This is a genomic window from Pelomonas sp. Root405, assembly GCF_001425165.1.
Taxonomy (GTDB): Bacteria; Pseudomonadota; Gammaproteobacteria; order Burkholderiales; family Burkholderiaceae_C; genus Pelomonas.
In genome coordinates this window covers 189,104-215,475 of sequence record NZ_LMDU01000001.1, presented here as the reverse complement: position 1 = coordinate 215,475, position 26,372 = coordinate 189,104, and the positions used below count along the sequence as shown (strand labels likewise).

Here is a 26,372-nt window from a genome sequence, read left to right as displayed (position 1 = left end):
ACATGCACGAGAACATGACCTTGATCTCCACGCTGGCCGCCGCCTTTGGTCTGGCCCTGGTGCTGGGCCTTCTGGCGCAATGGGCGCGGCTGCCGGCGCTGGTGGGTTATCTGCTGGCCGGCGTGCTGATCGGGCCGCACACGCCGGGCTTCGTCGGCGACGTGCACCTGGCCCAGCAACTGTCCGAGGTCGGCGTGATGCTGCTGATGTTCGGCGTGGGTCTGCATTTCTCGGTCGGCGACCTGATGTCGGTCAAAAACATCGCCCTGCCCGGCGCGCTGGTGCAGATGGCCGCGGCAACGGCCATGGGCGCGGCGATGGCGCACGGGTGGTGGGGCTGGGACGTGGGCGCGTCGCTGATCTTCGGCCTGGCGCTGTCCGTCGCCAGCACGGTGGTGCTGCTGCGCGCGCTGGAGTCGCGCTCGCTGCTGCATACCGGCAATGGCCGCATCGCGGTCGGCTGGCTGGTCGTGGAAGACCTGGCCATGGTGCTGGCGCTGGTGCTGATCCCGGTGCTGGGTGGCAAGGGCGACGGCGGGTCTGAAGGCAATCTGGCCGTCACCATCGTCACCACGCTGCTGGCCGTCGCAGCCTTCGTGGCCGTCATGCTCATCGCCGGCCGGCGCCTGTTGCCGTGGATGTTGTGGCAGGTCAACCGCACCGGCTCGCGCGAGCTGTTCACGCTGGCCACGGTGGCGGCGGCCATCGGGCTGGCGGTGGGGGCGGCGGCGCTGTTCGGGGTCAGCGTCGCGCTGGGCGCTTTCTTCGCCGGCCTGGTGCTGCGCGAGTCGGCCTTCAGCGAGCGTGCCGCGCATGAGAGCCTGCCGCTGCGCGACGCCTTCGCGGTGCTGTTCTTCGTCGCCGTCGGCATGCTGTTCGACCCGCTCATCCTCATCGAGCGGCCCATGGCCGTGCTGGCGACCGTGGCCGTCATCCTGGTCGGCAAGACGGTGGCGGCGGGCGTGCTCGTGATCCTGCTGAAGTACCCGCTGTCCACGGCGCTGACCGTGGCCGTCAGCCTGGCGCAGATCGGCGAGTTCAGCTTCATCCTGATGGGCCTGGGCCAGAGCCTCAACCTCATTCCGCCGGAAGCGACCAGTCTCGTCGTCGCCGGCGCCATCGTGTCCATCGCGCTGAACCCCGTGCTGTTCGCGGGCGTGGAGCCCTTGCGCAACTGGGTGCTGAAGCGCTCCGCCTGGGCCCGCCAGCTGGAGGCGCGCGACGACCCGCTGGCCGAGTTGCCAGCCGACACGCCCGAGAGCGCGCTGGCCGGGCAGATCGTGCTGGTGGGCCACGGCTCCCTCGGTGCCGCGCTGCGGGAACGGCTGAGCGCGCGGCCGGTCGTCGTCGTCGACAGCGATCGCGACATCGTCGAGCGGCTTCGCGCCGCGGGCCAGGCGGCTGTGCTGGGCGAGGCAGCCGAGGCGATGACGCTGGTGCAGGCCCACATCGCGCAGGCCGCCTGGCTCGTCGTCACGGTGACCGACGTGCGCGGCGTGCCCGCCATGCTCGCCATCGCGCAGCAGCTCAACCCGACGTTGAAGAGCGCGGTGGTGGCACGCACGGACGAGGAAGCGCAGTGGCTGCGCGACACCGGCGTGACGCGAGTGCTGCGCGCCCATGCGGCGCTGGCGGACGCGCTGGCGCACGCGGTGTCGGCCGAAGCAGCCTAGGCGTTGGTGAACCGCCGGGAAGGCGGCAGCGTCTCAACGGCGTCTCGACGCCATGAAGCGCGGGTTGCGCAACAACGCCGCGGAGATCAGCGACACCAGCAGCCCGACGGGCACGATCTCCGCCATCGTCATCGGGAAGCGGTACAGCGGGTTGGCGTACAGGCGCTTGAACTCGTCCATCTCGGCGGCCAGCTTGGCAAGCTCGGCCTCGGGCAGGCCCTTGGCCTTGCCCTGCGCCAGGTAGACCTTGGCCCATTCGGTGCCGAAGTCCATCTTCGTGACGGCCAGCGTCACCTCCCAGGCCGCGGCATAGACGACGCCGGCGGTCAGGCTGATGCCCAGGCCGAGCAGGAAGGCCGGCCAGAAGCGGATGACGCCACCCAGCTCGCTGTCGCGGCGGCGCTTGATTGCGACGAAGACGAGGGTGAGGGCCACCAGCATGATCAGGTAACCGATGACCATGCCGTGTTCCGGCGGCGCGCCCCGGTTCAGGACGATCAGCGCGAACAACGGCACGCCGGCAAGCAGACCGGCGGCAACGCCGAAGGACAGGACGGTTTTCAGCATGGGGACCTCATGGCAGCGTGGAAGATGCCGCCATGAAACGATGTTCGGGCCGCCAGGGCCATCGGACAAATGGGTGATTTCGCTGAAATCAGCCCTTCAACGCAACAAACCGAGCTCGCGCGCTTTCAGGATGGCCTCGGTGCGGCGCCGGGCGTCGAGCTTTTCGTACAGCCGGGTCACATGCGTCTTGACCGTGTGCGGCGACACATGCAGGCGCTCGGCGATCTCCTTGTTGGCCAGGCCCGCCGCCAGCAGCTCCAGCACTTCGCGCTCGCGCGGGCTGATGCCCAGCGAGGCCTGCGCCTGCGGGTTGCCGTCGAAGGGCTCGGCCGGCGGCGCACGGCGGCCGGGCAACTGGACGCCGGCCCACACGCCCAGGCCCAGGAAGGCCACCGCGACCAGCGCGACATAGACCGTCTCGGACTGCGCGCGGGCGAGGTGGCGGTAGTCCAGCCACTGCAGCAACGCCGTACCCGCAGCAAGGGCCAGGCCATAGAGGGCTACGCGCCTCCACATCCTCAGACCCCGGCCAGCTGGTCGCGCGTGATGGCGGCCTGCTGGTTCACCCAGTCGGCAAACTGCTGCACCTCGGGCCGGCGCGCCGCGTTCGGGCCGGTGATCAGCCAGTAGCTGAACGGGCAGCCCAGGCGGCCGGCCTTGCCGAAGGGCTCGACGAGTTCGCCGCGCTGTACGTGCTCGTGCACGAGCGGCAGCCGGGCCAGCGCGACACCCTGGCCGGTCAGTGCGGCCTGCACCTGCTGGTAGGTGAAGTTCAGGTAGAGCCAGCGGCGCGGCTGCAGGTCCGGTTGGCCCTGCACCGTCAACCAGCGCCGCCAGCTCAGGAACTCGGCGCTGGGGCGGGCGTCGTCCTCTTCGGCCAGGGCGTGGCCGGCAAGGTCGGCGGGCTTCTTCAGCGGCGCCGGCGGCTTTTGCAAGTACCAAGGGCTGACGCAGGGCGACAGCGTCTCCTCGAAGAGCTGCACGGCGTCCGCGGGCACCGAGGGACGGTCGTCGTAGCGCAGGGCCAGGTCGATCTCGCCGTCCTCCAGGTCGACCTTGCGGTCATAGGCCGACACGCGGATGTCGATGTCCTCGTGCTCGCGCTGGAAGGCCTCCATGCGCGGGATCAGCCACAGCGACGCGAACGACGCGAAGGTGCTGACATTGACGACGCGCCGGCCGCGCGAGCGGCGGATCTGGCGCACGGCCTGGTCCAGCTTGGACAGCACGGCCACGGCGGTCGGCAGCAACTGCGCGCCGTCGCTGGACAGCTCGACCCGGCGCGTGCCGCGCAGGAACAGCACGCAGCCGATCTCCTCCTCCAGCGACTGGATCTGGCGACTGATGGCCGACTGCGTCAGGCTCAGCTCATCGGCCGCAGCGCGAAAGGACAGCAGCCGCGCCACGGCCTCAAAAGCACGCAGGGGGCCGACGGAGAGGGGTCTCTGGCGCACGGGCTGATTCATGCGCGGATGGTATCAATCCGCGCGGCGGAGTCATTGGACCGCCCTGGGGCAACTCAGCAGAATCCCTGACATCAACCCAGGAGAGTCATCATGAATGATGCGCAATCGACATGGCATTTGGACGGTGGCCGGGCCCTGACCCTGGCCGGCAGCGCAGAAGCGCGCCGCGTGGCGGTGGCCCGTGGCCGCGTCTGGCTGACCTTGTCCGGCACCGCCGACCAGCCGGCCGAGGACACGTGGCTGGAGGCCGGCGAGGCGCTGGCCCTGGCGCCGGGCCAGACGGCCGTGCTGGAAGGCTGGCCCGCGGCCGACTTCGAGCTGCTGGTGCCGCCAACCTCAGCCTCGGCCAGCCGTGCTTCGCTTGGTCGCCGCTTTTTTGGCGGCGGACTTCTTGGCCGCTGATGGGGCGGCCCGCTCCGCGACGGCCTTTGATTTTTTGGCGGCTGGCTTTTTTGCCTTGGCGTTCGCGGCACGCAGGGCGGCCTCGAAGGCCAGCCGCGCCCACGGCAGCATCAGCGGCGGCGACTCCAGCGCCTCCTCCGGCGCCCGGAAGTAGCTCATGACGATGCGCTCGCCGTCCTTGGTCGAGAAGCTGAACGGCACGCAGCCCGCGGCGACGAAGTGCTCGCGATTGACGTCGTCCGTCTTCAGGAAGAACTGCCCGTCGGCGATCAGCGCCATGAAAAGGCCGTCCACATAGAAGCCCCGGCCGCCGAACATCGGTCGGGTACGCACGGGGCCGAGGGGCGACAGCAACTCGACGCAGAGATTGGTGAAGTCTTCAGTCACGCCGGCAACTGTAAGCTCGCGCCCCATGGATGCGAACGACCGCGCCGCGCTCCGGCACAAGCTGATCGAACAACGCCTGGCCCTGCCCCAGCGGCTGGAACTGGCCGCCGACCTGCAGGAGGTTCTGCGCGTCTGGCTGTTGCGCCGGCGCGAGACCACCATCGGCGCCTACTGGCCCATCAAGGGCGAGTTCGACCCACTGCCGGCCTTGTATCGCTGGGCCGAAGACCACCCCGAACGCCGCATCGGCCTGCCCGTCGTGGACAAGGTCCACGGCACCTTGCGCTTTCACGTCTGGTACCCGGGCTGCCCGATGGAGGAAGACGCCTTCCACATTCCCAAGCCCAAGGGCACCGAGGAGTTTCAACCCCAGCTGATGCTGGTGCCCTGCCTCGGCTTCGGGCCGTGCGGCCTGCGGCTGGGCTATGGCGGCGGCTTCATGGACAAGACGCTGCGCGAGATGGACCCGAGGCCCGCTGCGGTGGGCATCGGGTATGCGCATGGCTTCTTGCCGCTGCTGAAGCCGAGTCAATTGGATGTGGCGCTGGATGCGATGTTGACGGAGGAGGGGGTGGTTTGGGATCGGGAGGGGTGAGTTCCTGAGGTTGCTTGTGCGGAGGGTGTGTTTGCCCGCTGCATTGCCGGGAGTCCCGTCCGGCAATGCAGCGAGTCGTTAGAACAACCGCAGGAGCACCCCTTCAGAACTCCACCACCGACCGAATCGACTCCCCCCGCCGCATCAGATCAAACCCCTCATTGATCCGCTCCAACGGCAGCTTGTGCGTAATCAACTCATCGATCCGCACCTTGCCCTCCATGTACCAGTCGACGATTTTCGGCACATCGGTCCGCCCACGCGCGCCACCAAACGCTGACCCTTCCCAATGCCGGCCGGTGACCAACTGGAACGGCCGCGTCGCGATCTCGGCACCAGCCGGCGCCACGCCGATGATGATGCTGCGGCCCCAGCCCTTGTGCGTGCACTCCAGCGCCTGGCGCATCAGCTGCACATTGCCGACGCACTCGAACGAGTAGTCCGCACCGCCATCGGTCAGCTGCACGATGTGGTCGACGACATTCCCAACGTCCTTGGGATTCACGAAATCCGTCATGCCGAACTGCCGCGCCATCGCCTCGCGCGCCGGGTTGATGTCCACGCCGATGATCTTGCCGGCGCCCACCATCTTGGCGCCCTGGATGACGTTCAGGCCGATGCCGCCCAGGCCGAACACCACGACATTCGCGCCCGCCTCCACCTTGGCCGTGAACAGCACGGCACCCACGCCGGTGGTCACGCCGCAGCCGATGTAGCAAACCTTGTCGAAGGGCGCATCCGGCCGGATCTTGGCCAGCGCGATGCCCGGCACGACGATGTGGTTGGCAAACGTGCTGGTGCCCATGTAGTGGAAGATCGGCTCGCCGTTCAGCGAGAAGCGCGACGTGCCGTTGGGCATCAGGCCCTTGCCCTGCGTCGAGCGGATCGCCTGGCAGAGGTTGGTCTTGCGGCTCAGACAGAACTTGCACTCGCGGCATTCAGGCGTGTAGAGCGGGATGACGTGGTCACCAGGCTTCAGCCAAGGCACCTTGCTCTCAAGCACGACACCCGCGCCCTCGTGCCCGAGCACGGCGGGGAACAGGCCTTCGGGGTCGGCGCCCGACAGCGTGAAGTCGTCGGTGTGGCAGATGCCGGTGGCTTTCACCTCCACCAGCACCTCGCCGTCGCGCGGGCCTTCCAGGTCCAGGGTCTCGATGGTCAGCGGCTGGCCGGCCTTCCAGGCAACGGCGGCGCGGGTCTGGATGCTCATTGGTGCTCTCCTGCGGTGGGTTGAAGTTGGTTGAGTGCGGCGACGAACTCGCGCGCCTCGATGCGGCAGAGCCGCAGGCGGCGCAGCAGCCACGGTGTCAGGTCTGGCTGGCCGAGATGCTCGGGCCATGCACCGGCATTGGCGTCGGGGATCTCGGCGGGGTCGGTGCCGGTGGCGGGTTCGCCGTTGAGAACGTCGACACAGGCCTTGCGGGCCAGCGGCAGCGCGGTCTCGGCGCGGGCCGGGTCCAGGCGATCACTGCGGCGCTGCACCTGGTGCTGCACGGCACCGAGCAGGGCCATGAAGCGGTAGCCGTGGCTCAACGCCGACTCAATCTCGGCGTCCGGCAGGCGCACGCTCTCGGGTTCCACGCGCGTGCGCTGGGCTGCACCGGCGAGCGCCGCCAGTGCGGTGTAGGCCTGCTGGCGCGAGATACGCTGTGCCAGTTGCGCGTCGGCGCTGGGCCGCCACTGCAGCATGTTGCCGGCATGCCGCGCCAGCGCGCCACGCAGCTGCGCGCCCAACCGCGGCACAGCCGCACGCTCCCAGGACGGCAGCACGAAGCTGAACAGCCAGGCCAGGCCGGCGCCGATGACGGTATCGGCCAGGCGCTCGCCGATGAAGGGGTCGCTGCCGGGCGCCAGCATCAGCGGCTGCAGCAGTGCCATCAAGGTGGCCGCCGTCGCCGCGACGCGGTAGCGCCGGTTCACATAGGCATGGGCCACGCCCACGGCGGCGATGAAGCACAGGCTCAGCAGCGGCACCCACTCCACATGCGCCAGCAGCATCACCAGCAGGCAGCCCTGCACCGTGCCGACGATGCGGTCGTTGCGGCGCGACAGCGTCTGCTCCAGGTTGCCGCGCAGCACCACCGCCACGCTCAGCATCAGCCAGAACGGATGCGCCGCCCAAGGCAGGGCCGCGCCCAGCGCATAGGCGAAGGACAGCGCCAGCGCCGAGCGCAGCGCATGCCGCATGACGCTCGACTGCAGGGTCAGGTGCCCCTTCAACGCGGCCAGCGGCCAGCCCTCGGGCGACACGAAGGGCGCCAGCCGCTCGGGCGTCCAGGGGCTGGCCGGGTCGTCCGCGGCGGCCTGGCGGGCGACCATGGTGGCCACATCGTCCAGCATGTGACCGACACGCGACTGCAGCGCCGACACGAGGTGGCTGCGCGAGTCGCCGGCCGGCGCGCTGACATCGGCCAGGCGGGCGGCGAGCTGGCCGCGCCAGGCGTCGGCCGACACCTCGGGCAACGGTGCGCCCACGGTCACCGTGTCGGCCAGCGCGGCCAGCACGTCGGCCAGGTGGCGCAGCGTGTCGGCCAGCGCGGCGCGCCACTGGCGGCCGGGAAAGTCCTGGCCCAGCAGCTCGATGTCCAGCCGGCTGGCCAGCAACAGGTCGCGCAGCTCGATCAGGCCGAGCACCAGGTCGGTCTGGCGGCGGCTGCGTGGCGAGCGGCGCGCGGCGAAGACCTGGTCGCGTGCGGCCTGCAGCGCGTCGGCCAGCACGACGTCATCGGCAATGGACGCGCGGATGCTGGCCTCGGCACCGCCCACCGCGCCGGCAATGCGCTGGGCGCGCGAGCGCAGCCGCCGCTCGGTGGCGCGCAGCGCATGCGCCAGCGCCAGCTCGCGCAGCCGATGGCGCAGCAAGACGGCACTGCCGCGTGCCCAGGCGGCATAGACGCAGCCGCCCACACCGACCCAGAGCGCATGTGCCAGCGGCGAGATGGCGCCCCCGGCTGCCGGGTCCCAGGCCATCGCGAAGACCATCGCCAGCACCGGCGCAAAGGACAACGGCCCGGCGCGCAGGCCCCAGGCCAGCGTCATCAGTGACAGGAAACTGACGATGGCGATCAGCGCCACGGTCAGGGCCAGCGAGTGGTCGGTCACGCCCACCAGCAGCGTCACCAAGGCCGCCGCCGCCGCGGCCGGCAGCACGCGCGGCAACACGCGCTGCGGCGGGTTGGGCACATCGGTCAGGCTGGCGCAGACGGCACCACCCACGGCGGCCAGGCCGGCGGTCTCGCCAAACAGCGCGCCGATGACAAGATGGGTGGCCGCCACGCCCAGCGCAACGCTGATGCCGTTGAGATGGGGGGCCTCCAGCCGCTTGAGTGATCTCACTTGACGAGCATCTCCATGACACGCCGCTCATTGGCCGGCAACTGGTGCACGGAGAACCAGCCCGACTTCTCGGGCCGGTAGACATAGCGCGGCGGCGCACCGCCGGCGATGCGCTGCCTCAGCGGGGCGAGCGCGGCCTGCGCGGCATCGGGCTGGCCCAGCGACTGCAGCGCGGCAGCCTGCACGATCACCGCGAGGTCGCTCCACGGGCCCAGCGCCAACGCCTCATCGGCCGTGCGCCGCGCGGCAGCGGCGTCACCATCGGCCAGTGCCAGCCAACCCTTCAACGCCAGCGTGTCGGGGTCGCGGGGGTCCAGCAGCAACGCCGCCTTGACCTGCTCGCGCGCGGCATCACGGCGGCCGGCGCGCAGCAGGTCCAGCGCGTAGTCGCGGCGCAGCGGCACGAGGCCGGTGCGCAGGCGCAGCACCGCCTCGTACTGGGCAAAGGCCTCGTCCCAACGCTCGGCCAGCGCCAGCGTCGCCGCGCGGCCCCACAGCGCCTCCGGCTGGTCGCCCTGGTAGGCCAGCACCGCCTGGTAGGCAGCCAACGCGCGGGGCACGTCGCCGAGGCGGCGATGGTGGTCGGCCAGGGCCAGGTCGACACGGAAGCGGTCCTCGCCCTTCAATGCCTCCACGTCGCGGGCCAATGCGGGCACGACCTCGGCAGCCAGCGGCCGGCCGCCATGCCAGAGCGCATCGGCCACGCCGACGCGCAGCACACCGCTGCGCGGGTGGGCGGCGAGCTCACGTGCGGCCAGGTCACTGGCGCCGCGGCCTTCAATGGCCAGTACGTTCAGTTGGGCAGCCAGCGCACGTTCATCGCTGGGCGCCAGCTTCAAGGCGCGCTCGAACAGCGGCTTGGCGTCGCTCAACTTGCCGTCCTCCAGCTGCTGACTGCCGGCATTGACGAGGGCGATGGGCAGGCTGGCCCGCGTGTCGCGCTGGGCGAACAGGCGCTTCACCAACGCGCGCAACGCCGGGTCCATCGCGACGAGGCGTTCGCGCACGATCTCGCGGCCGTCATAGGCATCGCGTCTGGGCGATGCCTCGGCATTGGCGCCCTCGGCAAAGTACTCCCACACCGAGCCGCCGGCATAGCGCGACAGGAAACCGTTGCGCGTGCGGGCCTCGCGCGCCTTGGCCTGCTGGTAAAGCGCCTCGATCTCGCGCGCCTGGTCGGCCGTCAGCACGCCGTGCACCTGGTGGGTCAACTCGTGCAGCACGGTGTTGTACTTGTCGAAGATATTGCGCTCCACGTCCTCGATGCCGGTGACCGTGAAGTGGCCGCCCATGCCGCGCACGTCGTCCCACAGGCGCGAGTCGTAGTCGATGCGGGCATCCTTCAGCGCATGGGCCTGCGGTGTCTCGGACAGGCGCATCCACATCGGCTTGATGAAGTGGGTGGCGCCGCCTTCGACGAGGACGGGGATGAAGGCCTTCCACGGCGCGATGGACAGCGCGACACGCTTCTGGTGACGCGGTGACAGGTCTTGCCAGTTCAGCACGTACTTCTCGATGCCGGGCACGACGGGCATGCGTGCCGCCTTGAAGCGGCGCTCGTAGGCGGCACGGTGCACGTCGATGGCGAAGCGCTGCGACTCCAGCGCCTTGGCCGCAATGGCGTGCGCCCGGCCGAGCTGCGGGCAGCGTTCGAGCACGGCCAGGCTGAGGGCCAGCGCCGCGTCGAAATCGCCCTTCTCGAAGGCATCGGACGCGCGCCGCACGTCGGCCAGCAGCGGTGCGAAGCCGTCGCCCAGCCGGGCCGCGAGCTGCGTGTAGTTCTCGCGCACATAGCCGTTGCCCAGCAGGTAGCGGGCGGCCTCGTGGTGGCGGTTCAGCGCGACGGCGCCCTCGGCGGCGGCGATGGCGTCCTCGGTGCGGCCGAGGCGAATCAGCGTGTCGGCCAACGCCGCCAGGCCGTCGGCGGTGCGGGCCTGGCCCAGCCCGGCTTCCAGTTGCTTCAGCGAAGCATCGAACTCCCGCAGCTGGTAGTGGCGCTGACCGAGGCCGCGCAAGGCCTGCGCCTTGTCGGCCGGCCGCGTGGCCTTGGCCAGCGCCTGCTCGAAGCAGAGCCGCGCACGCTCGAAATCGCGCCGGTCCAGCGCCAGGCGGCCGGCGGCCAGCAGGTCAACGGCGTCGGCGTTCGCATCGGTGAGCACAGCGCGCGTGCGGCGGTCGATGGCGGCGCCGTCGTCGCGGGCGAACAGCCATTGGTAGATGACGGCGCGCTCGGCGGCATCGGGCCGCCGAGCGCGCAGCAAGGCGTCGACCTCAGGGCGCGCCGCGACGTACTGCTGTTGCGTCAGCAGCGCCTGCAAGCGGCTCGTGTCGGCGGCCGCAGTGGCGGCATTCAGGGTCAGGCAGACAGCGAGGCCAACAGCCAGTCGACGCCAGGGCATTCAGGCTCCATGAAGTGGAGCCGGCATGCTAATCGTCGGAAGAGAAACCCGAGGCCTTGACGACCGGCCCCCAGTAGTCGCGCTCGGCCGCCAGGCGCTTGGCGTAGTCGGCCGGCGACAGCGACAGCGGCTCGAAACCGAGCTTGGCAAGCGCCTCGACGACGGACGGTTCGCGCACGGCGGCGCGGGCGATGTCGGCCAGCTTGTCCACCATCGCCTGCGGCGTCTTGGCCGGCAGGTACAGGCCATAGCTCTCGACGCCGACGATGCCCTTGAAGCCCTGCTCCTCGAAGGTGGGCACGTCGGGTGCGAAGCGCGAGCGCGCCTTGTCGGTCACGCCCAGCAGGCGCAGCCGGCCGGCGGCGAGATGCGGCACGAAGTCGCCGATGGAGAAACAGCCACAGGCGATCTGGCCGCCCATCAGGTCCTGCAGGCCGGGGGCGGCGCCGCGGTAGGGGGCGTGCGTCAGCTTCAGCCCAGCGGCGTGCTCGAACTGATTGCCGAGGAAGTGCGGCATCGCACCGGCCGCCGGCGAGGCGTAGGCCGCCTTGTCGGGGTTGGCCTTCAGCCAGTCGGCCAGCTGGGCCAGCGTCTTCACGGTGGTGGGCACCATCGGACCGACGCCGAAGCCGCAGGTCGACAGCGCCAGCGGCGCCACGGGGATGACGTCGGTGGCTGGGTTGTAGGCCAGCTTGCGGTAGGCGTGCGGGTAGATGGTGAACATGGACGACGGGCTGAGCAGCAGCGTCTGCCCATCCGGCGCCGCATCCTTCAGCGCGGCGATGGCGAGGCGGCCGCCGGCGCCCACCTTCTGCTCGACAAGCACGGTCTCGGCCAGCTTGCCGCGGCTGAATTCGGCGACGCGGCGCGCCGTCGCGTCGACCGAGCCGCCGGCGGGGAAGCCGACGAGGATGCGGGGCGGCTGGCCCTGTGCCCGCGCAACCGTTGTCAGGACGGTGGGCAAAGCGGCGAGTGAGGCGAGAACGAGGCGGCGATCCATCATGATTTCTGTCTCCTTGGTTTGTTCTGCGGTGTGGTGCTCTGTGCGGTGGCCACCCAGGCCAGGCGGTCCAGGCCGGCCTTGAGTGCGGGACCGTGCTCGCCCAGGGCGGCCAACAGGGCGCGGTCGTGTTCGGCGACGGCGGCTTCGAGCTTGGCGAGGCGCCGCTTGCCAGTGGCCGTGAGATGCAGGCCCCAGGCGCGCGCATCGCCGGGCGCGTCGTGGCGCTCGGCCCAGCCCTGGACGGTGAGCCAGTCGGTCAGGCGCAGCGCGCCGCTGCGGTGCAGGCCCATCGCTTGGCCGAGCAGGCCCTGGCGCAGGCCGGGGTTGCGTGAGATCAGCACCAGGGCGGCAAAACGCTGGGGGCTGACATCCCACTCCGCGGCAGCCCGGTAGAAGTCGAGATAGAGCGCGTTCTGCGCTCGGCGCAGCGCATAGCCCAGCAGCCCGTCCAGCGGCCCGTAGTCCACGCCGGGGACGGGCAGCATCAGGCCTTCGGGGTCGGGACTGTCGGTCTTCACGTCCACAGGTTAGTTTTAGTTGCACAGTGCAACCATCTCGCTTACCCTGAAGTCATGAAAGTTCTCATTGCAGGCGGTGGCATCGGCGGGCTGACGGCGGCGCTGGCGCTGCAGGCGCGCGGGCATGACGTCACGGTCATGGAGTCGGTGCGCGAGCCGAAACCGCTGGGCGTCGGCATCAACCTGTTGCCGCATGCCGTCGGCGTTCTGGACGGCCTGGGGCTGCTGCCGGCGCTGCGCACCATGGCCGTCGAGACGGCGGCGCTGGTGTTCGCCAACAAGCACGGCCAAGCCATATACCGCGATGCGCGCGGGCTGGCAGGCGGCTACAGCCACCCGCAGTTCAGCATCCACCGCGGCCAGCTGCAGATGCGCCTGTGGGCCGAGGCTTCGGCCAAGCTCACGGTGCTGGCGGGCCAGCGCGTTGTCGGCGTGCGCGACGAGGGCGGCCAGGCCATCGCCGAGATCATGACGGCGGACGGTCCCCGCGAGCAGGCGGCCGACCTCGTCATCGGCGCCGACGGCATCCATTCCGCGCTGCGCAAGCGGCTGGCGCCCGACGAAGGCGCGCCCTGCTGGCGCGGCGTCATGATGTGGCGCGGCACGACCTGGGCGCCGCCCTTCCTGGACGGCCGCACGATGGTGCAGGCCGGCCACAGCCAGGCCAAGTTCGTCGTCTACCCGATTGGCGCGCCGCGTGCTGATGGGCTGCAACTGATCAACTGGATTGCCGACCGCCGCGTGCAGGAACCGACGCCCGGCCTCACCGCACCCGACCGCGCCGACTGGAGCCGCGCCGGCAACACCACCGACCTGTTGCCCACCTTCGGCCGCTGGCACTTCGACTGGCTGGACGTGCCCGGCCTGATCAACCGCGCCGAGCAGATGCTGGAGTGGCCCATGGTGGACCGTGACCCGCTGCCGCGCTGGCGGCTCGGCCGCTCGACGCTGCTGGGCGATGCGGCGCATCCAATGGTCCCAATCGGCTCCAACGGCGCGACGCAGGCCGTCATGGATGCGCAGGCGCTGGCCGATGCGCTGTCGAACCACGCCGACCTGGACACGGCGCTGGCGGCCTATGAGGACGAGCGCCGCCCGCTGTGCGCGCGCATTGTCGAGATGAACCGCCGCGAAGGCCTGGACGCCATCCTCGACCGCGTCGAGGCGCTGGCGCCGGAGGGCTTTGCGCGGCTGGAGGACGTCATCGACCCGGCTGAGGTGGCGGCAGAGATCAACACTTACAAGGCCGCGGCGGGGCACCGGACGCAGGGCAGCCGGTAGTCAGGCACGCTACTCCGGCGTGCTGGGATCGCCGTCAGCACCAGGGTGCTCAAGCGCCTGCCGCGCCAGCTCTTCGTCCGACAGGGGCGCGGCCTGCCGAAGGGCGTCCATCTCCTCCAGCAACTCCGTCGTCGGCTCTTCGCCGTTGATAAGCACGTCGTCGAGAGTTTGCGGCGAGGCGTCAGGCGCCAAACCGTCCGGCGCCGCCGGCGCAACGGCAGCTGCGCCAGCCAGCAAAACGTCGGAAACCTTGCGCTCGAGGAACTCGGCAAAGTCGCCGTCTTTCGGGGTGTCGGGGTGGGTCATGCTGAACCGAGGTTGGTGATGGCCCCGAAAGGGTAGCGCACGGCGCCGACGCGCAGCTCTGGCGGTGGATATTGACGTCGCCGCCCAGGCGACGATCATCCCGCCCCATGCCCTCCCCCAAGCTCGGCCGCGCCGTCCCGCCCCACGAACGCCATCCCGTCGCCTGGTACCAGCCGGACGTGCTGTGGACGGCTGCGCGCCAGGTGCTGTCGTCGCTGGACCAGCTGCGCAACCGCGACGGCCGCGAGAGCCAGCCGGTGCCGATGAAGGTCATCGACCGCAGCCAGCCCGAGTCAGAAGGCGCCTTCGCCGGCAACTGCTGGTTCGACTTCATCGCCGACACGGGCGACGGCGGCAATGCCTGCTATGCCGTAGCCAGCGCGGCGCTGGCGAACGAGCTGCACTTGGACGGCGAGCGCCTGCCGCGCGGCCAGCTGCTGCTGTTCGGCGGCGACCTGGCCTACCCGGCCGCCAGCACGCAGGACTACCGCTACCGCTTCGTCGAGATGTTCGAGGCCGTGCGCAACAGCCATGAACCCAGCTTCGTGCGCGGCCGGCGGTTGACGCTGGCGGCCATTCCGCAGAACCACGACTGGATGGACTCGGCCTCCACCTTCAGCCGCTACTTCACGCGCCGCAACGACTCGGCACCGCTGCTGGGCGCCAAGATCCCGCAGCGCCAGACCTATTTCTGCATCAAGCTGCCGGGCGGCTGGTGGGCGCTGGGACTGGACTTCGCGCTGGACCACGACATCGACCGCGACCAGTACGAGCAGTTCGAGGCGCTGCTGAGCGAACGCGGCTTGGTCACGGAGGACGGCCACGAGTACCAGATCGCGCCGGACGACCGCGTGCTGCTGATCTACCCCGAGCCCTACTGGACGCGCCCCATCGGCGACGGCGCCGAGGAGAGCCACCCCAAGCGCTACCAGCGGCTGGAGGGGCTGCTGCGCAGCCGCGTCAAGCTGCGGCTGGCCGGCGACCTGCACCACTACATGCGCTGGGAGTCCGCGTCATGGGGCCGTTTGGTCACCTGCGGCACCGGCGGCGCGTTCACGCACCCGACGCATACGAAGCCGACGACCCGGCCGGTGCGGCTGCGCGAGTTCGACACGCGCGACTGCATTCCGCCCGAGCCGATCAGCTCGCACCCATCGCTGGCCATCGGCCTGACCGAGGACGCGCACCCGGGCGACGAATTCGAGCGGCAGGAGGCCACCGTCTATCCCGACCTCGCCACCTCCAAGGCCGGCTGCAAGGGCAACCTGTGGGCACTGTTCCGACGCGACCCCACGGGCTGGCGCGGCAACTACAGCTTCGCGCTGCTGCTGGGCCTGCTTTATTGCTTCAACGCCTACCTGAACTCCACGCCCTTCACGCGCTCCTTCGTGCCCGACCTGTTCCGGCCGGTGTGGGAGTTCGACCTGCATGAGTACGGCCTGGCGGCGGCGCTGTGGCTCAAGGCCATGGTGTTCAGCCCCTTGAGCCTGGTGATCAATGCCGCGATGGCCTTCGGCTGCATGGTCATGGGCCGCGAGGCGGTCAACGAGCTGCCGCCCGACGCCGGCAAGACCTGGCGCTGGGGAGCGACCTGGGGCATCGGCTTCGTCCACGCCGTGGTGCACGTGGCGGCCATCTTCACGCTGACCTTCGGCCTGCATCAGCTGGTAGGGGACTGGGATTGGATTCCCAATCGCGACAGCCTGCGAGGATTGACCATCCATGCCGGCCTGGTGGGCCTCGGTGTCTTCATCGGCGGCACGGGGGCGGGCGCGCTGATCTTCGGCAGCTACCTGGCGCTGATGTCCCAACTGGGGCTGTTGACCAACAACGGTTACGCGGCTCTGGACGGGCAGGACCACAAGGGGTTCCTGCGGTTTCGCATCGATGCGAGTGGTGGGCTGACGGCGTGGTTCATTGCGCTGGATCGGGTGCCGCGGCGGTGGAAGCGCAATGCAGGAGCCGGGCCGGTCTGGGCGGCCGACGATGCGGAGGCGACGGCGCCTCGGGTGCGTGACCGGTTCGTCTCGTGAGCGGTGGTTCGCCGCGTTGGGTGCGTGTTGAGATACGACAACGAGCGCGGCAAGGGCGATCACCGCCACTTCGGGACGCAGGAGATGGCGTACGTCTTCTCAAAGCCGGAACAGTTGATGCTCGACTTCAACGCTGACATTGCGAGGTGGAATCATGAACACGGTCATTCTTGAGGTTCGATCCCTGTCCGACACGCTTGCCGACGCGGCCCGCGCCATGCACTCAGGCCGTGCCGAGCGTGAAGCCCGCATCGGCTTTGCCACGCCTGAGTTGCTGTGGCAAGTGCTGACGGCCAAGCGTTGGGAGTTGCTCAAGGCCATGTGTGGCGCGGGTTCCATGTCCATCCGCGAGGCAGCAAGGCGCGTTGGCCGTGATGTGAAGGCGGTGCATGGCGACGTGAAAACCTTGTTGGACGCTGGCGTGCTCAGTCGGACGCCCTTCGGCGGCGTCGAGTTCCCTTTCGATGCCGTGAAGGTGGAGTTCATGCTGGAGGCGGCGTAGTCGTGCGCGCAAGGCGGGCTATGCTGGTGTTTGCAGGCTCATCCCAACCTACCGGGTTGCCGGCCGAGCGCCGGGCCGCCCCCAAGCCGGCCGGCGGGCGATGTACTTGCGGCTCAATGCCGCGAGTACATCGCCGTCCCTCGGGGTACCGATCAGGCTTGCCGCGTCCAGCAGGCAAGACTGAGCGAGGGGCTTACAGGAATTCCGCCGCAATCAACCTCACCGGCGCACTCCCATAGCTGAGGAACTGCTCATGGAAGCCCTTGAGGTTGAATCCCGGCCGTGACTTCAGCTGCTCCCGCAGCGCAAATATCTCGCTGTACCCGCTGAAATAACTAGTCAGCTGCACGGACGTCAGCTGCACGCGGCGCCACTTCTCCTTGGCCTCGCGCTCGGTCTGGAAGGCCTGACGCACCAGCAAGTCCAGGGCCTCCTTCTCGCCCATGCCGAGCACGTGCACGCTGTAGTCGAGGACGGTGTTGGTGACCGAGCGCAGATGCCATTTGCCGTACATCAGCGTCATCTCCGGACTGGCACCGTAGCCGCTCTCGATCATCACGCGCTCGCCGTAGACGGCCCAGCCTTCCACCATGGAGCCGCTGCCGAACAGCGCCTTGACCTTGCTCGGCGCGCGGTTGGCGTGCAGCAGCTGCGTGTAGTGGCCGGGAATGGCTTCGTGGATGTTGAGGATCTGCAGGATCCAGTGGTTGTATTCGCGCAGCGTGCTCTCGGCCTGTTCGGGCGTCAGGTCGTCCAGCGGCGTGACGTTGTAGAAGGTGCGGTCCTGCGGCCGGTAGGGACCGGGCGCCTCGATGCTGGCCCCGGCCACGCCGCGCTGGTAGAGGGGCGCCTCGCGCACTTCCAGCGGTTTGCTGGCGTCCTGGCTGAGCAGGTCTTTCTCGCGCACCCAGGCTTCGAGCTGCGGGATCTGCGCGCGGATCTCGTCGACGAAACGCTCGCGGGTCACATGCCGCTCGCTGAGCTTGGCGATGACGCGGCCGATCAGCGCAAAGCGGTCGGCCGGCGGGGCTTCGGCACCGATGACGGTGGGCCACAGCGCGGCGGCCTGCGTCTGCATGCTGGCCAGCACTTCCTCGCGGCGCGCCAGCGCCAGCTCATAGGTCTCGCGCGCCGTGCGGGCGGACTGGATGTCGTGGACGAACTTCGGCTCGTACAGCGCCGCGCCCAGTCGCCAGGGTCGCCTGGCCGACGGCAGCAGCTTGTTGAGGTGCGCCTGCCAGCCGGCCGCCGCTTGGCGCGCGGCGCGCAGCGCGGGCGCCGTCAGTTGGCCCATGCCGACCTGCTGGGCGCGCGACTCGACATCGTCCAGCACCGACAGCACGCCGGGTGCCTGCTGCAGCGCCAGCTCGGTGTGTTCGCGCGTGACGCCGGCCACGCTGGCGCGGGCATCGGCGTAGAAGCGCGGCAGTTGCTGGACGCGCCGGTGCAGGGCCTTGACGCGCTGCTGCAGCGGCGCCCAGTCGGTGTTCAACACCAGGTCGATCAGGCCGGCGGGGTTGTAGTCGGACGGGTTCCAGGCCCATTCGCGCAGCACGTCCAGGCGCCACAGGTCGCTCTTGAGCTTGCCCAGCAGCATCGCGCGGTCCATGCGCTGGCTGGTGCTCAGGCTGGCATCGGCCACACGCTCGAAGCGGGCCAGCCAGGTTTGCAGGAAGGCCCGCTTGCGGGCGCGATAGGCCGCGCCGGGCAGCACCAGCCGCTCGGCGAATTCGAAGCGGCCGGCGGCCACGGCGGCATCCGGGTCCAGCTGCCAGAGCTTCTCCAGGAAGTCGTCGGCCAGGGGGTCGAAGGCGCTCGACTGTGCCTGTACCTGCGCCTGCGCCGGCAGGCCCAGCGCGGCCAGGCCGAAGGCGCCCAGGCTGGAGGCGCCGAATTCGCGCCGCTTCATGCCATCGCCTCTTCCAGCGCATCGACGAACATCTTCGCCACGTCAAAGCCTGTCTGGTCGGTGATCTCCTGGAAGCAGGTCGGGCTGGTCACGTTGATCTCGGTGACGTGCTCGCCGATGACGTCCACGCCCACCAGCAGCAGCCCGCGTGCGGCAAGGATGGGCCCCAGGTGCTCGGCGATCTCGCGGTCGCGCGCGCTCAGCGCGCGGGCGACGCCCTTGCCGCCGGCCGCCAGGTTGCCACGCACCTCGTTGCCTTGCGGGATGCGCGCCAGGCAGTGAGGCACAGGCTTGCCGCCAATGATGAGGATGCGCTTGTCGCCGTCGGTAATGGCCGGGATGAAGCGCTGCACCATCACCGTCTGCGTGCCGTCCTTGTTCAGCGTCTCGATGATGCTGCCGAGGTTGAGGCCGTCTTCCTTGACACGGAAGATGCCCATGCCGCCCATGCCGTCCAGGGGCTTGAGGATGATGTCGCGCTGCTCGGCGTGGAAGGCGCGGATCTCGGCCGGGTCGCGTGTGACGAGGGTCGGCGAGATGAGCTCGGGAAACTCCAGGATGGCCAGCTTCTCGGGATGCTCGCGCAAGGCGCTGGGCCGGTTGAAGACGCGGGCGCCCTCGCGCTCGGCCTGGCTGAGGAGGTGGGTGGTGTAGAAGAACTCGCTGTCGAAGGGCGGGTCCTTGCGCATCAGCACGGCGTCGACGTCGGCCAGCGCCAGGTCGGCGGTGGACGTGACGGTGTACCAATCGTCCGCGTCACCGGTCAGCGCAATCTCGATGGCAGCACGGGCCGTGACGCGGCCGCCACGCAGCCAGACGAGCTGCTGCGGCTCGCAGGCGAGGATGCGGTGGCCGCGCCGGGCGGCCTCGCGCATCATGGCGAAGGTGGAGTCCTTGTAGGTCTTGAAGGTGGCGAGCGGGTCGGCAACGAAGAGCAGCTTCATGGGTCGGGCCTGTGGTTCAGATCAGCGCCGGCCAGTGTTGCACAGCGTCAATTCCCTTGGCGTCGCCAGCCTGCAACCACGGTCGCGATGCCACCGGCCACCACACCCCAGAACGCGGCGCCGATGCCGAAGACGGTGATGCCCGACAGGCAGACCAGGAAGGTCAGGATGGCCGCGTCGCGGTGGCCCTCGTCCTTGAGCGCCGCGGCCATGGCGCCGGCAATGGTGCCAAGCAGGGCCAGACCGGCAATTGCCGCAACCAGCTCGCGCGGGAAGGCCGACAGCAGGGCGGCCACCGCGCCGCCGGCCAGGCCCAGCAGCACATAGAAGAGGCCCGCGCTGACGGCCGCGGTGTAGCGCCGCGCCGGGTCTTCATGCGCCTCGCGGCCCATGCAGATGGCGGCGGTGATGGCCGCCAGGTTGAAGGCATAGCCACCGAAGGGTGCGAGCAGCGTCGTCGCCGCACCCGTCACGGCGATGGAGGCGGACACCGGCGTGGCATAGCCGCTGGCGCGCTGGGCCGCGACGCCGGGCAGATTCTGCGAGGCCATCGTGACGATGAACAGCGGCAGGGCGACACCGATGGCGGCGTGCCAGGTGAAGGCAGGCGCCGTCCAGACCGGCAGCGCAAAGAGCTGGCTGGTGTCGACACCGGCAAAGCTGAGGCGCCCCTCGCCGAGCACATAGGCGACGCCGACCAGCAGCACGCCGGGCACGGCATAGCGTGTCCAGAGGCGCCGGCCGAGCACATAGGCCGCGGCCATCGCCAGCACGAGGCCAGGCGCCGTCTTCACGCTGACGACCGCGTCCAGCCCGAAGCGCGCCAGCACTCCCGCCAGCAGCGCCGACGCGATGGCCACGGGGATGCGGTCCATCAGCTTCTCGAACCAGCCGCTGGCACCCGCCCAAGCGATCAGCAGGCCGCAGACGATGAAGGCGCCGATGGCCTCGGGCATGTCGAGGCCCGAGGTCGAGGCCAGCAGGGCGGCGCCGGGCGTGGACCACGCCGTCAGCACCGGCTGGCGGGTCCACAGGCTCAAGGCCAGGCTGGTCAGGCCCATGCCCAGACCCAGGGCCCACAGCCAGGACGCCGTTTGTGCGGCGGTGGCGCCAAGGGCGACGGTGGCCTGGAAGATGATGGCCACCGAGCTGGTGTAGCCCACCAGCACCGCGACGAAGCCGGCCACGACGGTGGAGGGCGAAAAGTCTTGCAGCAGAGAACGCATGCGGCCAGCATAGCCACCACTTCAATCCCAACAGCCCCCAAGCATGTGCCGCTTCCTCGCCTACTCGGGCGACGCGATATTCCTGGAAGACCTGGTCTGCAAGCCGCGTCATTCGCTGGTGCGACAGAGCCTGCAGGCCTCGGAGGCCAAGACCGCCACCAATGGCGACGGCTTCGGCATCGGCTGGTATGGCGAGCGCGAGACGCCGGGCGTCTACCGCGAATGCATGCCGGCCTGGAGCGACGAGAACCTGCTGGCCCTGTGCGCTAACGTCAGGTCGCGTCTCTTCATGGCGCATGTGCGTGCGGCGACGGGCGGCGGCGTGTCGCGGCAGAACTGTCACCCTTTCCACCTCGGCCGCTATCTGTTCATCCACAACGGCCAGGTCGGCGACTTCCCGCGCCTGCGGCGGCGCCTGGAGGCGCAGCTGCCCGACGAGCTTTACGACCTGAGGCGCGGGGCGACGGACTCAGAGCTGCTCTTCCTGCTGATGATGGCGCGGATGCAGGACGGCGCCGGCGTGGAGGAGGCGTCGCGCCGCGTGCTGTGCGACACCGTGAGCGCGGCCGTGGCGCTGGGCATCACGGCGCCGCTGCGCTTCTCGGCCGCGTTGGCCGATGGCGAGCAGCTGTGGGCGCTGCGCTGGGCCAGCGACGACAAGCCGCCCAGCCTCTACATCAAGCCGCAACGCGGCGGCTGGGCGATTGCGTCGGAGCCGCTGGGCGACGATGCCGAGGCCTGGTCGCCGCTGGCACGCAACGAGGTCGTGCATGTGCACGACGGTCGCATCGAGCGGCGGCCGTTGGCTTGACTAGATCTCGACTTTCGAGCCCAGCTCGACGATGCGGTTGGCCGGCAGGTGCAGGAAGTCGGCCGCCGCCGACGCGTTGCGGTGCATGCTGGCGAACAGCTTCTCGCGCCACAGCGCCATGCCCGAACCGATGGTCGGGATGATGATGTCGCGGCTGAGGAAATAGCTGGTCTCCATCTCCTCCAGCTGCACGCCGCGCTTCTTCAGCAGCTCCAGCGCGTCGGGCACGTCGGGCTCGTTCTTGAAGCCGAAGTGCAGCACCACCTGCCAGCAGTGATGGCCCAGGGCCTCGACCTCGCAGCGCTTCTCGAAGGGAATCCACGGCACCTCGTGGTGCCTGACGGTGACGAAGATGTTCTGCTCGTGCAGCACCTTGTTGTGCTTGAGGTTGTGCAGCAGCGCGTTCGGCGTCGAGCCCTTCTCGGAAGCCAGGAAGACCGCCGTGCCGGCCACGCGAGTCGGCGGGTTGATGAAGACGGCTTCGAGGAAGGCGCTGAGCTCGATGGCGTCCTGGCGCAGCTTGTCGGACAGCAGCCGGCGGCCCTGCTTCCAGGTCAGCATCAGCGTGAACATGCAGACACCGATCAGCAGCGGGAACCAGCCGCCGGCGGGCACCTTGAGCAGGTTGGACGCGAGGAAGGTGACGTCGATGATGAAGAAGATGCCAGTGGCGGCGACGCACAGCGCCAGCGGGTACTTCCAGCCGTAGCGGATGACGAAGAAGGTCATCACCGTCGTGATCGTCATGTCGATGGTGACGGCCACGCCATAGGCGCCGGCCAGCTTGCTCGACGAGCCGAAGAAGACCACGGCGACGACGACCAGGGCGAACAGCGCCCAGTTGACGAAGGGCACGTAGATCTGGCCGATGTCGCGCACGCTGGTGTGCACGATGCGCAGCCGCGGCAGGATGCCGAGCTGGATGGCCTGCTTCGTGACCGAGAAGGCCGCCGTGATCAGCGCCTGCGAGGCGACGGCCGCCGCCGCGGTGGCGAGCAGGAAGAGCGGGATCTCGGCCCAGTCCGGCGCCAGCAGGAAGAAGGGGTTCTTCACGCCCTCCGGGTTGCTCAGCAGCATGGCACCCTGGCCGAAGTAGTTGATGACCAGGGCCGGCATGACGATGCCGTACCAGGCCAGGCGGATGGGTTTCTTGCCGAAATGGCCCAGGTCGGCATACAACGCCTCGCCACCCGTGACGACGAGCACGACGGCGCCGAGGGCGACGAAGGCGACCCAGCGGTACTCCAAACAGAAGTTCAGCGCATAGATTGGGTTGACGGCCGCCAGCACGCGCGGGTTGTCGATGATCTGCGGCAGGCCCAGCAGCGCCAGCGTGAGGAACCACAGCAGCATGACCGGCCCGAAGGCCTTGCCGATGCCGCCGGTGCCGAAGCGCTGCACCGCGAACAGGCCCGCCAGCACCACCAGCGTGAGGGGCACGACGGCGCCGTGGTATTCAGGCTTGTAGACCTCGATGCCTTCCATGGCGCCGAGCACCGTCATGGCTGGCGTGATGACGGCGTCGCCATAGAAGATGGCCGTGCCGAACAGGCCCACCAGCATCAGCGTGCGGCGCAGCTGGGGCTTGTCATTCACGGCATTGGTGGCCAGGGCCAGCATCGCGATGAGGCCACCTTCGCCGTTGTTGTCGGCGCGCAGGATCAGCAGCACGTACTTGACCGAGACGATGACCGTCATCGTCCAGAACAGCAGCGAGAGCACCCCGAGGATGTTGTCCGGCGTGGTGGCGACATGGCCGCCATGGAAGACTTCCTTGAGCGCGTACAGGGGACTGGTGCCGATGTCGCCATAGACGACGCCCAGGGCGCCCAGGGTCAGGCCCGCCATGGCCGAGGGACTGCGAGCCGCGTGTGAAGAACTCACTGCGAGAGGCCACCGGCTTGGGGTGGCGTTTGTTCGAAAGTGGGAATTCTGCGCCCGGTTTTGGGCGTTTTGTGCAGCGCAGCAAATTCTCTCGGCAACCTATTGACTTCCGAACGCACCCGGCTCATGGCGGTCTGGCAAACAAAAACGGCGCCCGAAGGCGCCGTCCGTGGCAAGCCGTGCCGGTCTACCTGAACACGTAGTCCACCGACAGATTGAAGCGCCGTCCCAGCTGCGCCGTGGTGCCGGTATCCCAATAGGTGAAGGCCGACGGGATGTTGATGGAACGGCGGTAGCTGTTGGTCACGTTCAGGATGCTTGCCGAGATGACCATGTCCTTGAAGCCGCGGTAGGCGCCGCCGATGTCCAGCGTGCCCTCGCGACCGACATGGCAGCCTTCGCTCTCCTGCAGGATGACGTTGGCGGCCGAGGTGGAGGTCAGGCAGGCCGCCGTGGTCGGGCGCCACATGGCGTCTTGGTGGTTGTAGCGGGTCCAGGCCGAGGCGGTGTCGCCCTTCCAGTTGACCTCCAGCGTCGCCTTGGTCTTGGGCAGGTCGGCGGACGAGGTGCCCGCCCAGCGGTCCACGGTGCCGCCGGCCAGCACCAACTGGTCAAAGCGTTGCGTATAGGTGCCGCTGAGCTTGCCGCCGAACTTGCCCCACTCGCCGGCAGGCAGGCGCACGTTGACCTCGTAGTCCAGGCCCGCCGTCTTGGTGTACTGGAAGTTGCCGTACTGGCGCACCAAGGCCAGGATGGGGCCGCTGTTGGCGATGCCCGGCAGCCAGGTGGCGGGGTTGGGGTCGCGGATGACGCTGGCCGCGTTGGCCGCCGGGTCGGCGTTGAAGCGCTCCATGATGTCCACGCCGCGCTGCACGCGGATCTCCTGGTCGCGCCGGAAGTACCAGGCGTCCAGTGCAAAGTCGATCTCCTGCGACGGCGAGACCAGCACGCCCAGCGTGAAGGACTTGGACTCCTCGGGCTTGAGATTGCGGTTGGCGCTGACCACGGTGGGCAGGTTGCCAGCGGCGTTGGTGGTTGTGCGGCCCAGCACATTGCAGTCGCGCAGCACCGGCGGGTCGCCGCGGCTGACACCGTTGTTGCAGCGCAGGTTGTCGACGACGGCGTAGTCCTGGAAGCTGTGGAATGAGGCCAGGTAGGAGTCGCCGATCTGCGAGATCGACGGCGCACGGAAGCCGGTCGCGGTCGTGCCGCGGATGGCCAGCTTGGACGGGATGGCCGACCACTTGAAGCCGAGCTTGCCGGTGGTGGAATTGCCGAAGTCGCTGTAGTGCTCGAAGCGCAGCGCGGCCTGCAGTTCGACCTGCTTGTGCACCGGCAGGCTCAGCTCGCTGAACGCGGCGCTGCCCTTGCGCTTGCCGCTGGCGCCGTTGGCCACCAGGCCGATGTAGTCGCCGGCCAGGTAGTTGGCGTCGGGCGTGGAGCTGAGTTCTTCCTGGCGGTACTCGGCGCCCACGGCGATGGCGGCGCGGCCGCCGGGCAGGCTGAAGATCTCGCGGCTGGCGCGCACGTCGACGCTGGTGATCGTGGAATCACCGTTGTTGATGGCGTCGGAGCCGATGCTGGCGATGGCCTCGGGCGTGTTCATCTTGCCGAAGCGGTAGGTGCCCGAGGCGATGGAGGCCGTCAGCTTTGAGGCACGCAGGCGGTTCTGCTGCACGCGCTCGTTCTCCTGCTTGCTGTGCATGACGGCGGCGTCGATGTCCCAACCCGCCACCACGCCCTCGATGCCGAGCAGGAAGCGGCTGGATTCCAGCGTCGAGATGTCGTTGGCGGGCACGTCCTCGAAACGATGGATCAGCTGCACGGGCTGGGCGTTGGCGGTGCCGTTGGTCGGGTTGTCCGGGTGGCCGACGGGCAGCACGATGGCGCTCTGGCGCAGGAAGGAGCCGTCCAGCTTGGGCCAGGTCACGGCCGACGGCGCGGTGGCCGTGCTGAAGATGCCGGTGGTGAGCGCGCGCGGGATGCCCCGCTCGGTCGTCTTGGTCTTGGAGACCATCACGTCGGCATAGGCCGTCAGGTCGTTGCTGATCGCGAAGGTGCCGCGCAGCATGCCGCTGACGCGCTCCTGGGCCGAGATGGCCTCGTCGGCATCGTCGAGGCTGAAGCGGCACTGGCCGGGGCGCAGGCTCGGGCTGGTTGGGCCCAGGCCGTCGGGGCGGATCGCCACGCCCTGGCCGACGGTGCGCTCGGCCGGGCAGCCCGGCAACGTGCCGAGGTAGTTGATGCCGAAGGGGCTGCTGTTGGCCACCGTCGCGCCGTTGACGGTCGAGCTGCCCGCGGTGCTGGCCGGCACTCGGTAGTAGCTGCTGTACATCGAGGCGACCGAGTCCGGCGTGAAGCGATTCAGGCCGTTGGTGGCGCCGGCAGCCGTGGCGTTCAGGTAGCGGTCATAGGCGCCCTGGTTGCCGCGGTCCTTGATGTCGGCATGCATGACGGAGTCGCGCTTGGAGACGTCGACGCCGCCGAACACGTTGAAGCGCTGCGTGCCGATGTTGCCGAAGCCGAAGGTGATGCCGCCGGTCTTCTGGCCGCCCACGCCCTTGTCGTTGGCGCTGTAGCCGGCATTGCCCTCGATGCCCTCGAAGTCCTTGCGCAGGACGTAGTTGACGACGCCGGCCATGGCATCGGAACCATAGAGAGCCGAGGCGCCATCCTTGAGGATGTCGATGCGGTCGATGGCGCCCTTGGGGATGGTGTTGGTGTTGAGCAGGGTGCCGCGGCCGAAGTTGATGTCGACGGCGCCGACGGGCGCGATGCGACGGCCGTTGATCAGCACCAGCGTGCCCTGCGAGCCGAAGCCGCGCAGCGAGATGGTGGACAGGCCGCCAACGAAGCCGGTGGCCGCGCCGTCCTGGATGGAGCTGGCGTCGACCGCGCTGTTGGCGCGCAGCAGCTCGTCGATGGTCGCGTAGCCGGAGCCGCGGATGTCTTCACGGGTGATGGACTGGACCGACGAGGGCGTGGCGCGGTCGACGCGCTTGATCAGCGAGCCGGTGACTTCGACGCGTTCGATCTTGGTGGGCTCAGACGGCGTTTGGGCCTGGGCCTGGGCGGCCAGCACGGTCAGTGCGGCGGCGATCCAATGCTTGTGCATTGGGGGATTGCGGTG

Annotated in this window: 23 protein-coding genes; 8 read left to right on the top strand and 15 right to left on the bottom strand. The window is 69.2% G+C overall.

The annotated features are described in order from the left end of the window. Positions 1 to 2: 2 nt before the first annotated feature. Entirely contained in the window at positions 3 to 1,673 is a 1,671-nt protein-coding gene (locus ASC81_RS01030) for a cation:proton antiporter (protein ID WP_056261556.1), read from the top strand. Between the two features lie 33 nt (positions 1,674 to 1,706). Here the strand turns inward: ASC81_RS01030 and ASC81_RS01025 are convergent, their stop codons facing one another. The 3 genes from ASC81_RS01025 to ASC81_RS01015 form a co-directional block, all read right to left on the bottom strand. Next, a complete protein-coding gene (locus ASC81_RS01025; protein ID WP_056261552.1) occupies positions 1,707 to 2,240 on the bottom strand; it encodes a DUF4199 domain-containing protein in 534 nt (177 codons plus the stop codon). 96 nt (positions 2,241 to 2,336) lie between these two features. After that, on the bottom strand, positions 2,337 to 2,756 hold the full coding sequence (locus tag ASC81_RS28130; protein WP_056261549.1) for a response regulator transcription factor: 420 nt from the start codon (positions 2,754 to 2,756) through the stop codon (positions 2,337 to 2,339). Between the two features lie 2 nt (positions 2,757 to 2,758). Further along, positions 2,759 to 3,706, bottom strand: coding sequence for a LysR substrate-binding domain-containing protein (locus ASC81_RS01015; RefSeq protein WP_056261546.1), 948 nt, complete (start codon positions 3,704 to 3,706; stop codon positions 2,759 to 2,761). A 90-nt stretch (positions 3,707 to 3,796) separates the two neighbouring features. Here ASC81_RS01015 and ASC81_RS01010 point away from each other — a divergent pair, with 90 nt between their 5' ends. Next, complete coding sequence (locus ASC81_RS01010; RefSeq protein ID WP_056261544.1) at positions 3,797 to 4,108, top strand: DUF2917 domain-containing protein; 312 nt, start codon at positions 3,797 to 3,799, stop codon at positions 4,106 to 4,108. Here ASC81_RS01010 and ASC81_RS01005 read toward each other — a convergent pair. After that, positions 4,043 to 4,426 carry a TfoX/Sxy family protein gene (locus ASC81_RS01005; RefSeq protein WP_235533577.1) on the bottom strand — a complete coding sequence of 128 codons (384 nt, stop codon included), beginning with the start codon at positions 4,424 to 4,426 and terminating at the stop codon, positions 4,043 to 4,045. The two genes, ASC81_RS01010 and ASC81_RS01005, sit on opposite strands and share 66 nt — an antisense overlap. A gap of 94 nt (positions 4,427 to 4,520) precedes the next feature. On the opposite strand from ASC81_RS01005, the gene ASC81_RS01000 reads away from it, so the two are divergent. Then, positions 4,521 to 5,090 (top strand): 5-formyltetrahydrofolate cyclo-ligase, encoded by a 570-nt coding sequence (locus ASC81_RS01000; RefSeq protein ID WP_056261540.1) that lies wholly within the window; start codon positions 4,521 to 4,523, stop codon positions 5,088 to 5,090. A 103-nt stretch (positions 5,091 to 5,193) separates the two neighbouring features. Here the strand turns inward: ASC81_RS01000 and ASC81_RS00995 are convergent, their stop codons facing one another. Genes ASC81_RS00995 through ASC81_RS00975 form a run of 5 tightly spaced genes read right to left on the bottom strand, consistent with a single transcriptional unit; the run spans position 5,194 to position 12,346 of the window. Beyond that, complete coding sequence (locus ASC81_RS00995; RefSeq protein WP_056264121.1) at positions 5,194 to 6,294, bottom strand: S-(hydroxymethyl)glutathione dehydrogenase/class III alcohol dehydrogenase; 1,101 nt, start codon at positions 6,292 to 6,294, stop codon at positions 5,194 to 5,196. 2 nt (positions 6,295 to 6,296) lie between these two features. Then, positions 6,297 to 8,426, bottom strand: a complete 2,130-nt coding sequence (locus ASC81_RS00990; RefSeq protein ID WP_056261537.1) for an FUSC family protein — start codon at positions 8,424 to 8,426, stop codon at positions 6,297 to 6,299. Further along, complete coding sequence (locus ASC81_RS00985; protein ID WP_056261534.1) at positions 8,423 to 10,825, bottom strand: tetratricopeptide repeat protein; 2,403 nt, start codon at positions 10,823 to 10,825, stop codon at positions 8,423 to 8,425. Before ASC81_RS00985 ends, ASC81_RS00990 begins: the two co-directional genes overlap by 4 nt. A 28-nt stretch (positions 10,826 to 10,853) precedes the next feature. Further along, positions 10,854 to 11,825, bottom strand: a complete 972-nt coding sequence (locus ASC81_RS00980) for a Bug family tripartite tricarboxylate transporter substrate binding protein (protein WP_056261532.1) — start codon at positions 11,823 to 11,825, stop codon at positions 10,854 to 10,856. Then, positions 11,825 to 12,346, bottom strand: a complete 522-nt coding sequence (locus ASC81_RS00975) for a MarR family winged helix-turn-helix transcriptional regulator (protein WP_235533535.1) — start codon at positions 12,344 to 12,346, stop codon at positions 11,825 to 11,827. Before ASC81_RS00975 ends, ASC81_RS00980 begins: the two co-directional genes overlap by 1 nt. 54 nt (positions 12,347 to 12,400) lie before the next feature. Between ASC81_RS00975 and ASC81_RS00970 the strand changes: the two genes are divergently transcribed. Next, positions 12,401 to 13,627 carry a flavin-dependent oxidoreductase gene (locus ASC81_RS00970; protein WP_056261526.1) on the top strand — a complete coding sequence of 409 codons (1,227 nt, stop codon included), beginning with the start codon at positions 12,401 to 12,403 and terminating at the stop codon, positions 13,625 to 13,627. Positions 13,628 to 13,636: 9 nt separating this feature from the next. On the opposite strand, the gene ASC81_RS00965 is transcribed toward ASC81_RS00970, so the two are convergent. Beyond that, positions 13,637 to 13,933, bottom strand: coding sequence for a hypothetical protein (locus ASC81_RS00965; RefSeq protein WP_056261524.1), 297 nt, complete (start codon positions 13,931 to 13,933; stop codon positions 13,637 to 13,639). Between the two features lie 107 nt (positions 13,934 to 14,040). Between ASC81_RS00965 and ASC81_RS00960 the strand changes: the two genes are divergently transcribed. From ASC81_RS00960 to ASC81_RS00955, 3 genes are read left to right on the top strand one after another with little or no spacing between them, the layout of a single operon-like run. After that, a complete protein-coding gene (locus tag ASC81_RS00960) occupies positions 14,041 to 15,966 on the top strand; it encodes a hypothetical protein (RefSeq protein WP_056261521.1) in 1,926 nt (641 codons plus the stop codon). Positions 15,967 to 15,969: 3 nt separating this feature from the next. Continuing rightward, on the top strand, positions 15,970 to 16,140 hold the full coding sequence (locus ASC81_RS27650) for a DUF6516 family protein (RefSeq protein ID WP_369820834.1): 171 nt from the start codon (positions 15,970 to 15,972) through the stop codon (positions 16,138 to 16,140). Continuing rightward, positions 16,121 to 16,468 (top strand): hypothetical protein, encoded by a 348-nt coding sequence (locus ASC81_RS00955; RefSeq protein WP_056261518.1) that lies wholly within the window; start codon positions 16,121 to 16,123, stop codon positions 16,466 to 16,468. The genes ASC81_RS27650 and ASC81_RS00955 overlap by 20 nt, the downstream gene beginning before the upstream one ends. Before the next feature lie 193 nt (positions 16,469 to 16,661). On the opposite strand, the gene ASC81_RS00950 is transcribed toward ASC81_RS00955, so the two are convergent. From ASC81_RS00950 to ASC81_RS00940, 3 genes are read right to left on the bottom strand one after another with little or no spacing between them, the layout of a single operon-like run. Beyond that, positions 16,662 to 18,377: a DUF885 domain-containing protein gene (locus ASC81_RS00950; RefSeq protein ID WP_056261515.1), complete on the bottom strand. Its 1,716-nt coding sequence runs from the start codon at positions 18,375 to 18,377 to the stop codon at positions 16,662 to 16,664. After that, positions 18,374 to 19,321, bottom strand: a complete 948-nt coding sequence (gene gshB, locus ASC81_RS00945) for a glutathione synthase (protein ID WP_056261512.1) — start codon at positions 19,319 to 19,321, stop codon at positions 18,374 to 18,376. Before gshB ends, ASC81_RS00950 begins: the two co-directional genes overlap by 4 nt. Positions 19,322 to 19,368: 47 nt before the next feature. Continuing rightward, positions 19,369 to 20,547 carry a benzoate/H(+) symporter BenE family transporter gene (locus tag ASC81_RS00940; protein WP_056261510.1) on the bottom strand — a complete coding sequence of 393 codons (1,179 nt, stop codon included), beginning with the start codon at positions 20,545 to 20,547 and terminating at the stop codon, positions 19,369 to 19,371. A gap of 43 nt (positions 20,548 to 20,590) precedes the next feature. On the opposite strand from ASC81_RS00940, the gene ASC81_RS00935 reads away from it, so the two are divergent. Next, positions 20,591 to 21,358: a class II glutamine amidotransferase gene (locus tag ASC81_RS00935; protein WP_056261507.1), complete on the top strand. Its 768-nt coding sequence runs from the start codon at positions 20,591 to 20,593 to the stop codon at positions 21,356 to 21,358. Here ASC81_RS00935 and ASC81_RS00930 read toward each other — a convergent pair whose 3' ends face one another. Both ASC81_RS00930 and ASC81_RS00925 read right to left on the bottom strand, forming a co-directional pair. After that, entirely contained in the window at positions 21,359 to 23,206 is a 1,848-nt protein-coding gene (locus ASC81_RS00930; protein WP_056261504.1) for a potassium transporter Kup, read from the bottom strand. It abuts the gene before it with no gap. Between the two features lie 223 nt (positions 23,207 to 23,429). Then, positions 23,430 to 26,357: a TonB-dependent siderophore receptor gene (locus ASC81_RS00925; RefSeq protein ID WP_056261502.1), complete on the bottom strand. Its 2,928-nt coding sequence runs from the start codon at positions 26,355 to 26,357 to the stop codon at positions 23,430 to 23,432. Positions 26,358 to 26,372 lie beyond the last annotated feature (15 nt).

What these genes read in the sequence shown, in the direction of transcription:
- ASC81_RS00950 (WP_056261515.1), bottom strand. Translation starts at nt 18,377, where the DNA reads ATGAAGCGGCGCGAATTCGGCGCCTCCAGCCTGGGCGCCTTCGGCCTG.
- ASC81_RS01015 (WP_056261546.1), bottom strand. Translation starts at nt 3,706, where the DNA reads ATGAATCAGCCCGTGCGCCAGAGACCCCTCTCCGTCGGCCCCCTGCGT.
- ASC81_RS00930 (WP_056261504.1), bottom strand. Translation starts at nt 23,206, where the DNA reads ATGGCGGGCCTGACCCTGGGCGCCCTGGGCGTCGTCTATGGCGACATC.
- ASC81_RS01010 (WP_056261544.1), top strand. Translation starts at nt 3,797, where the DNA reads ATGAATGATGCGCAATCGACATGGCATTTGGACGGTGGCCGGGCCCTG.
- ASC81_RS28130 (WP_056261549.1), bottom strand. Translation starts at nt 2,756, where the DNA reads ATGTGGAGGCGCGTAGCCCTCTATGGCCTGGCCCTTGCTGCGGGTACG.
- ASC81_RS01005 (WP_235533577.1), bottom strand. Translation starts at nt 4,426, where the DNA reads ATGTTCGGCGGCCGGGGCTTCTATGTGGACGGCCTTTTCATGGCGCTG.
- ASC81_RS00985 (WP_056261534.1), bottom strand. Translation starts at nt 10,825, where the DNA reads ATGCCCTGGCGTCGACTGGCTGTTGGCCTCGCTGTCTGCCTGACCCTG.
- ASC81_RS01030 (WP_056261556.1), top strand. Translation starts at nt 3, where the DNA reads ATGCACGAGAACATGACCTTGATCTCCACGCTGGCCGCCGCCTTTGGT.
- ASC81_RS00940 (WP_056261510.1), bottom strand. Translation starts at nt 20,547, where the DNA reads ATGCGTTCTCTGCTGCAAGACTTTTCGCCCTCCACCGTCGTGGCCGGC.
- ASC81_RS00970 (WP_056261526.1), top strand. Translation starts at nt 12,401, where the DNA reads ATGAAAGTTCTCATTGCAGGCGGTGGCATCGGCGGGCTGACGGCGGCG.
- ASC81_RS00935 (WP_056261507.1), top strand. Translation starts at nt 20,591, where the DNA reads ATGTGCCGCTTCCTCGCCTACTCGGGCGACGCGATATTCCTGGAAGAC.
- ASC81_RS00965 (WP_056261524.1), bottom strand. Translation starts at nt 13,933, where the DNA reads ATGACCCACCCCGACACCCCGAAAGACGGCGACTTTGCCGAGTTCCTC.
- ASC81_RS00955 (WP_056261518.1), top strand. Translation starts at nt 16,121, where the DNA reads ATGAACACGGTCATTCTTGAGGTTCGATCCCTGTCCGACACGCTTGCC.
- ASC81_RS00980 (WP_056261532.1), bottom strand. Translation starts at nt 11,825, where the DNA reads ATGGATCGCCGCCTCGTTCTCGCCTCACTCGCCGCTTTGCCCACCGTC.
- ASC81_RS01000 (WP_056261540.1), top strand. Translation starts at nt 4,521, where the DNA reads ATGGATGCGAACGACCGCGCCGCGCTCCGGCACAAGCTGATCGAACAA.
- ASC81_RS01025 (WP_056261552.1), bottom strand. Translation starts at nt 2,240, where the DNA reads ATGCTGAAAACCGTCCTGTCCTTCGGCGTTGCCGCCGGTCTGCTTGCC.
- gshB (WP_056261512.1), bottom strand. Translation starts at nt 19,321, where the DNA reads ATGAAGCTGCTCTTCGTTGCCGACCCGCTCGCCACCTTCAAGACCTAC.
- ASC81_RS00925 (WP_056261502.1), bottom strand. Translation starts at nt 26,357, where the DNA reads ATGCACAAGCATTGGATCGCCGCCGCACTGACCGTGCTGGCCGCCCAG.
- ASC81_RS00960 (WP_056261521.1), top strand. Translation starts at nt 14,041, where the DNA reads ATGCCCTCCCCCAAGCTCGGCCGCGCCGTCCCGCCCCACGAACGCCAT.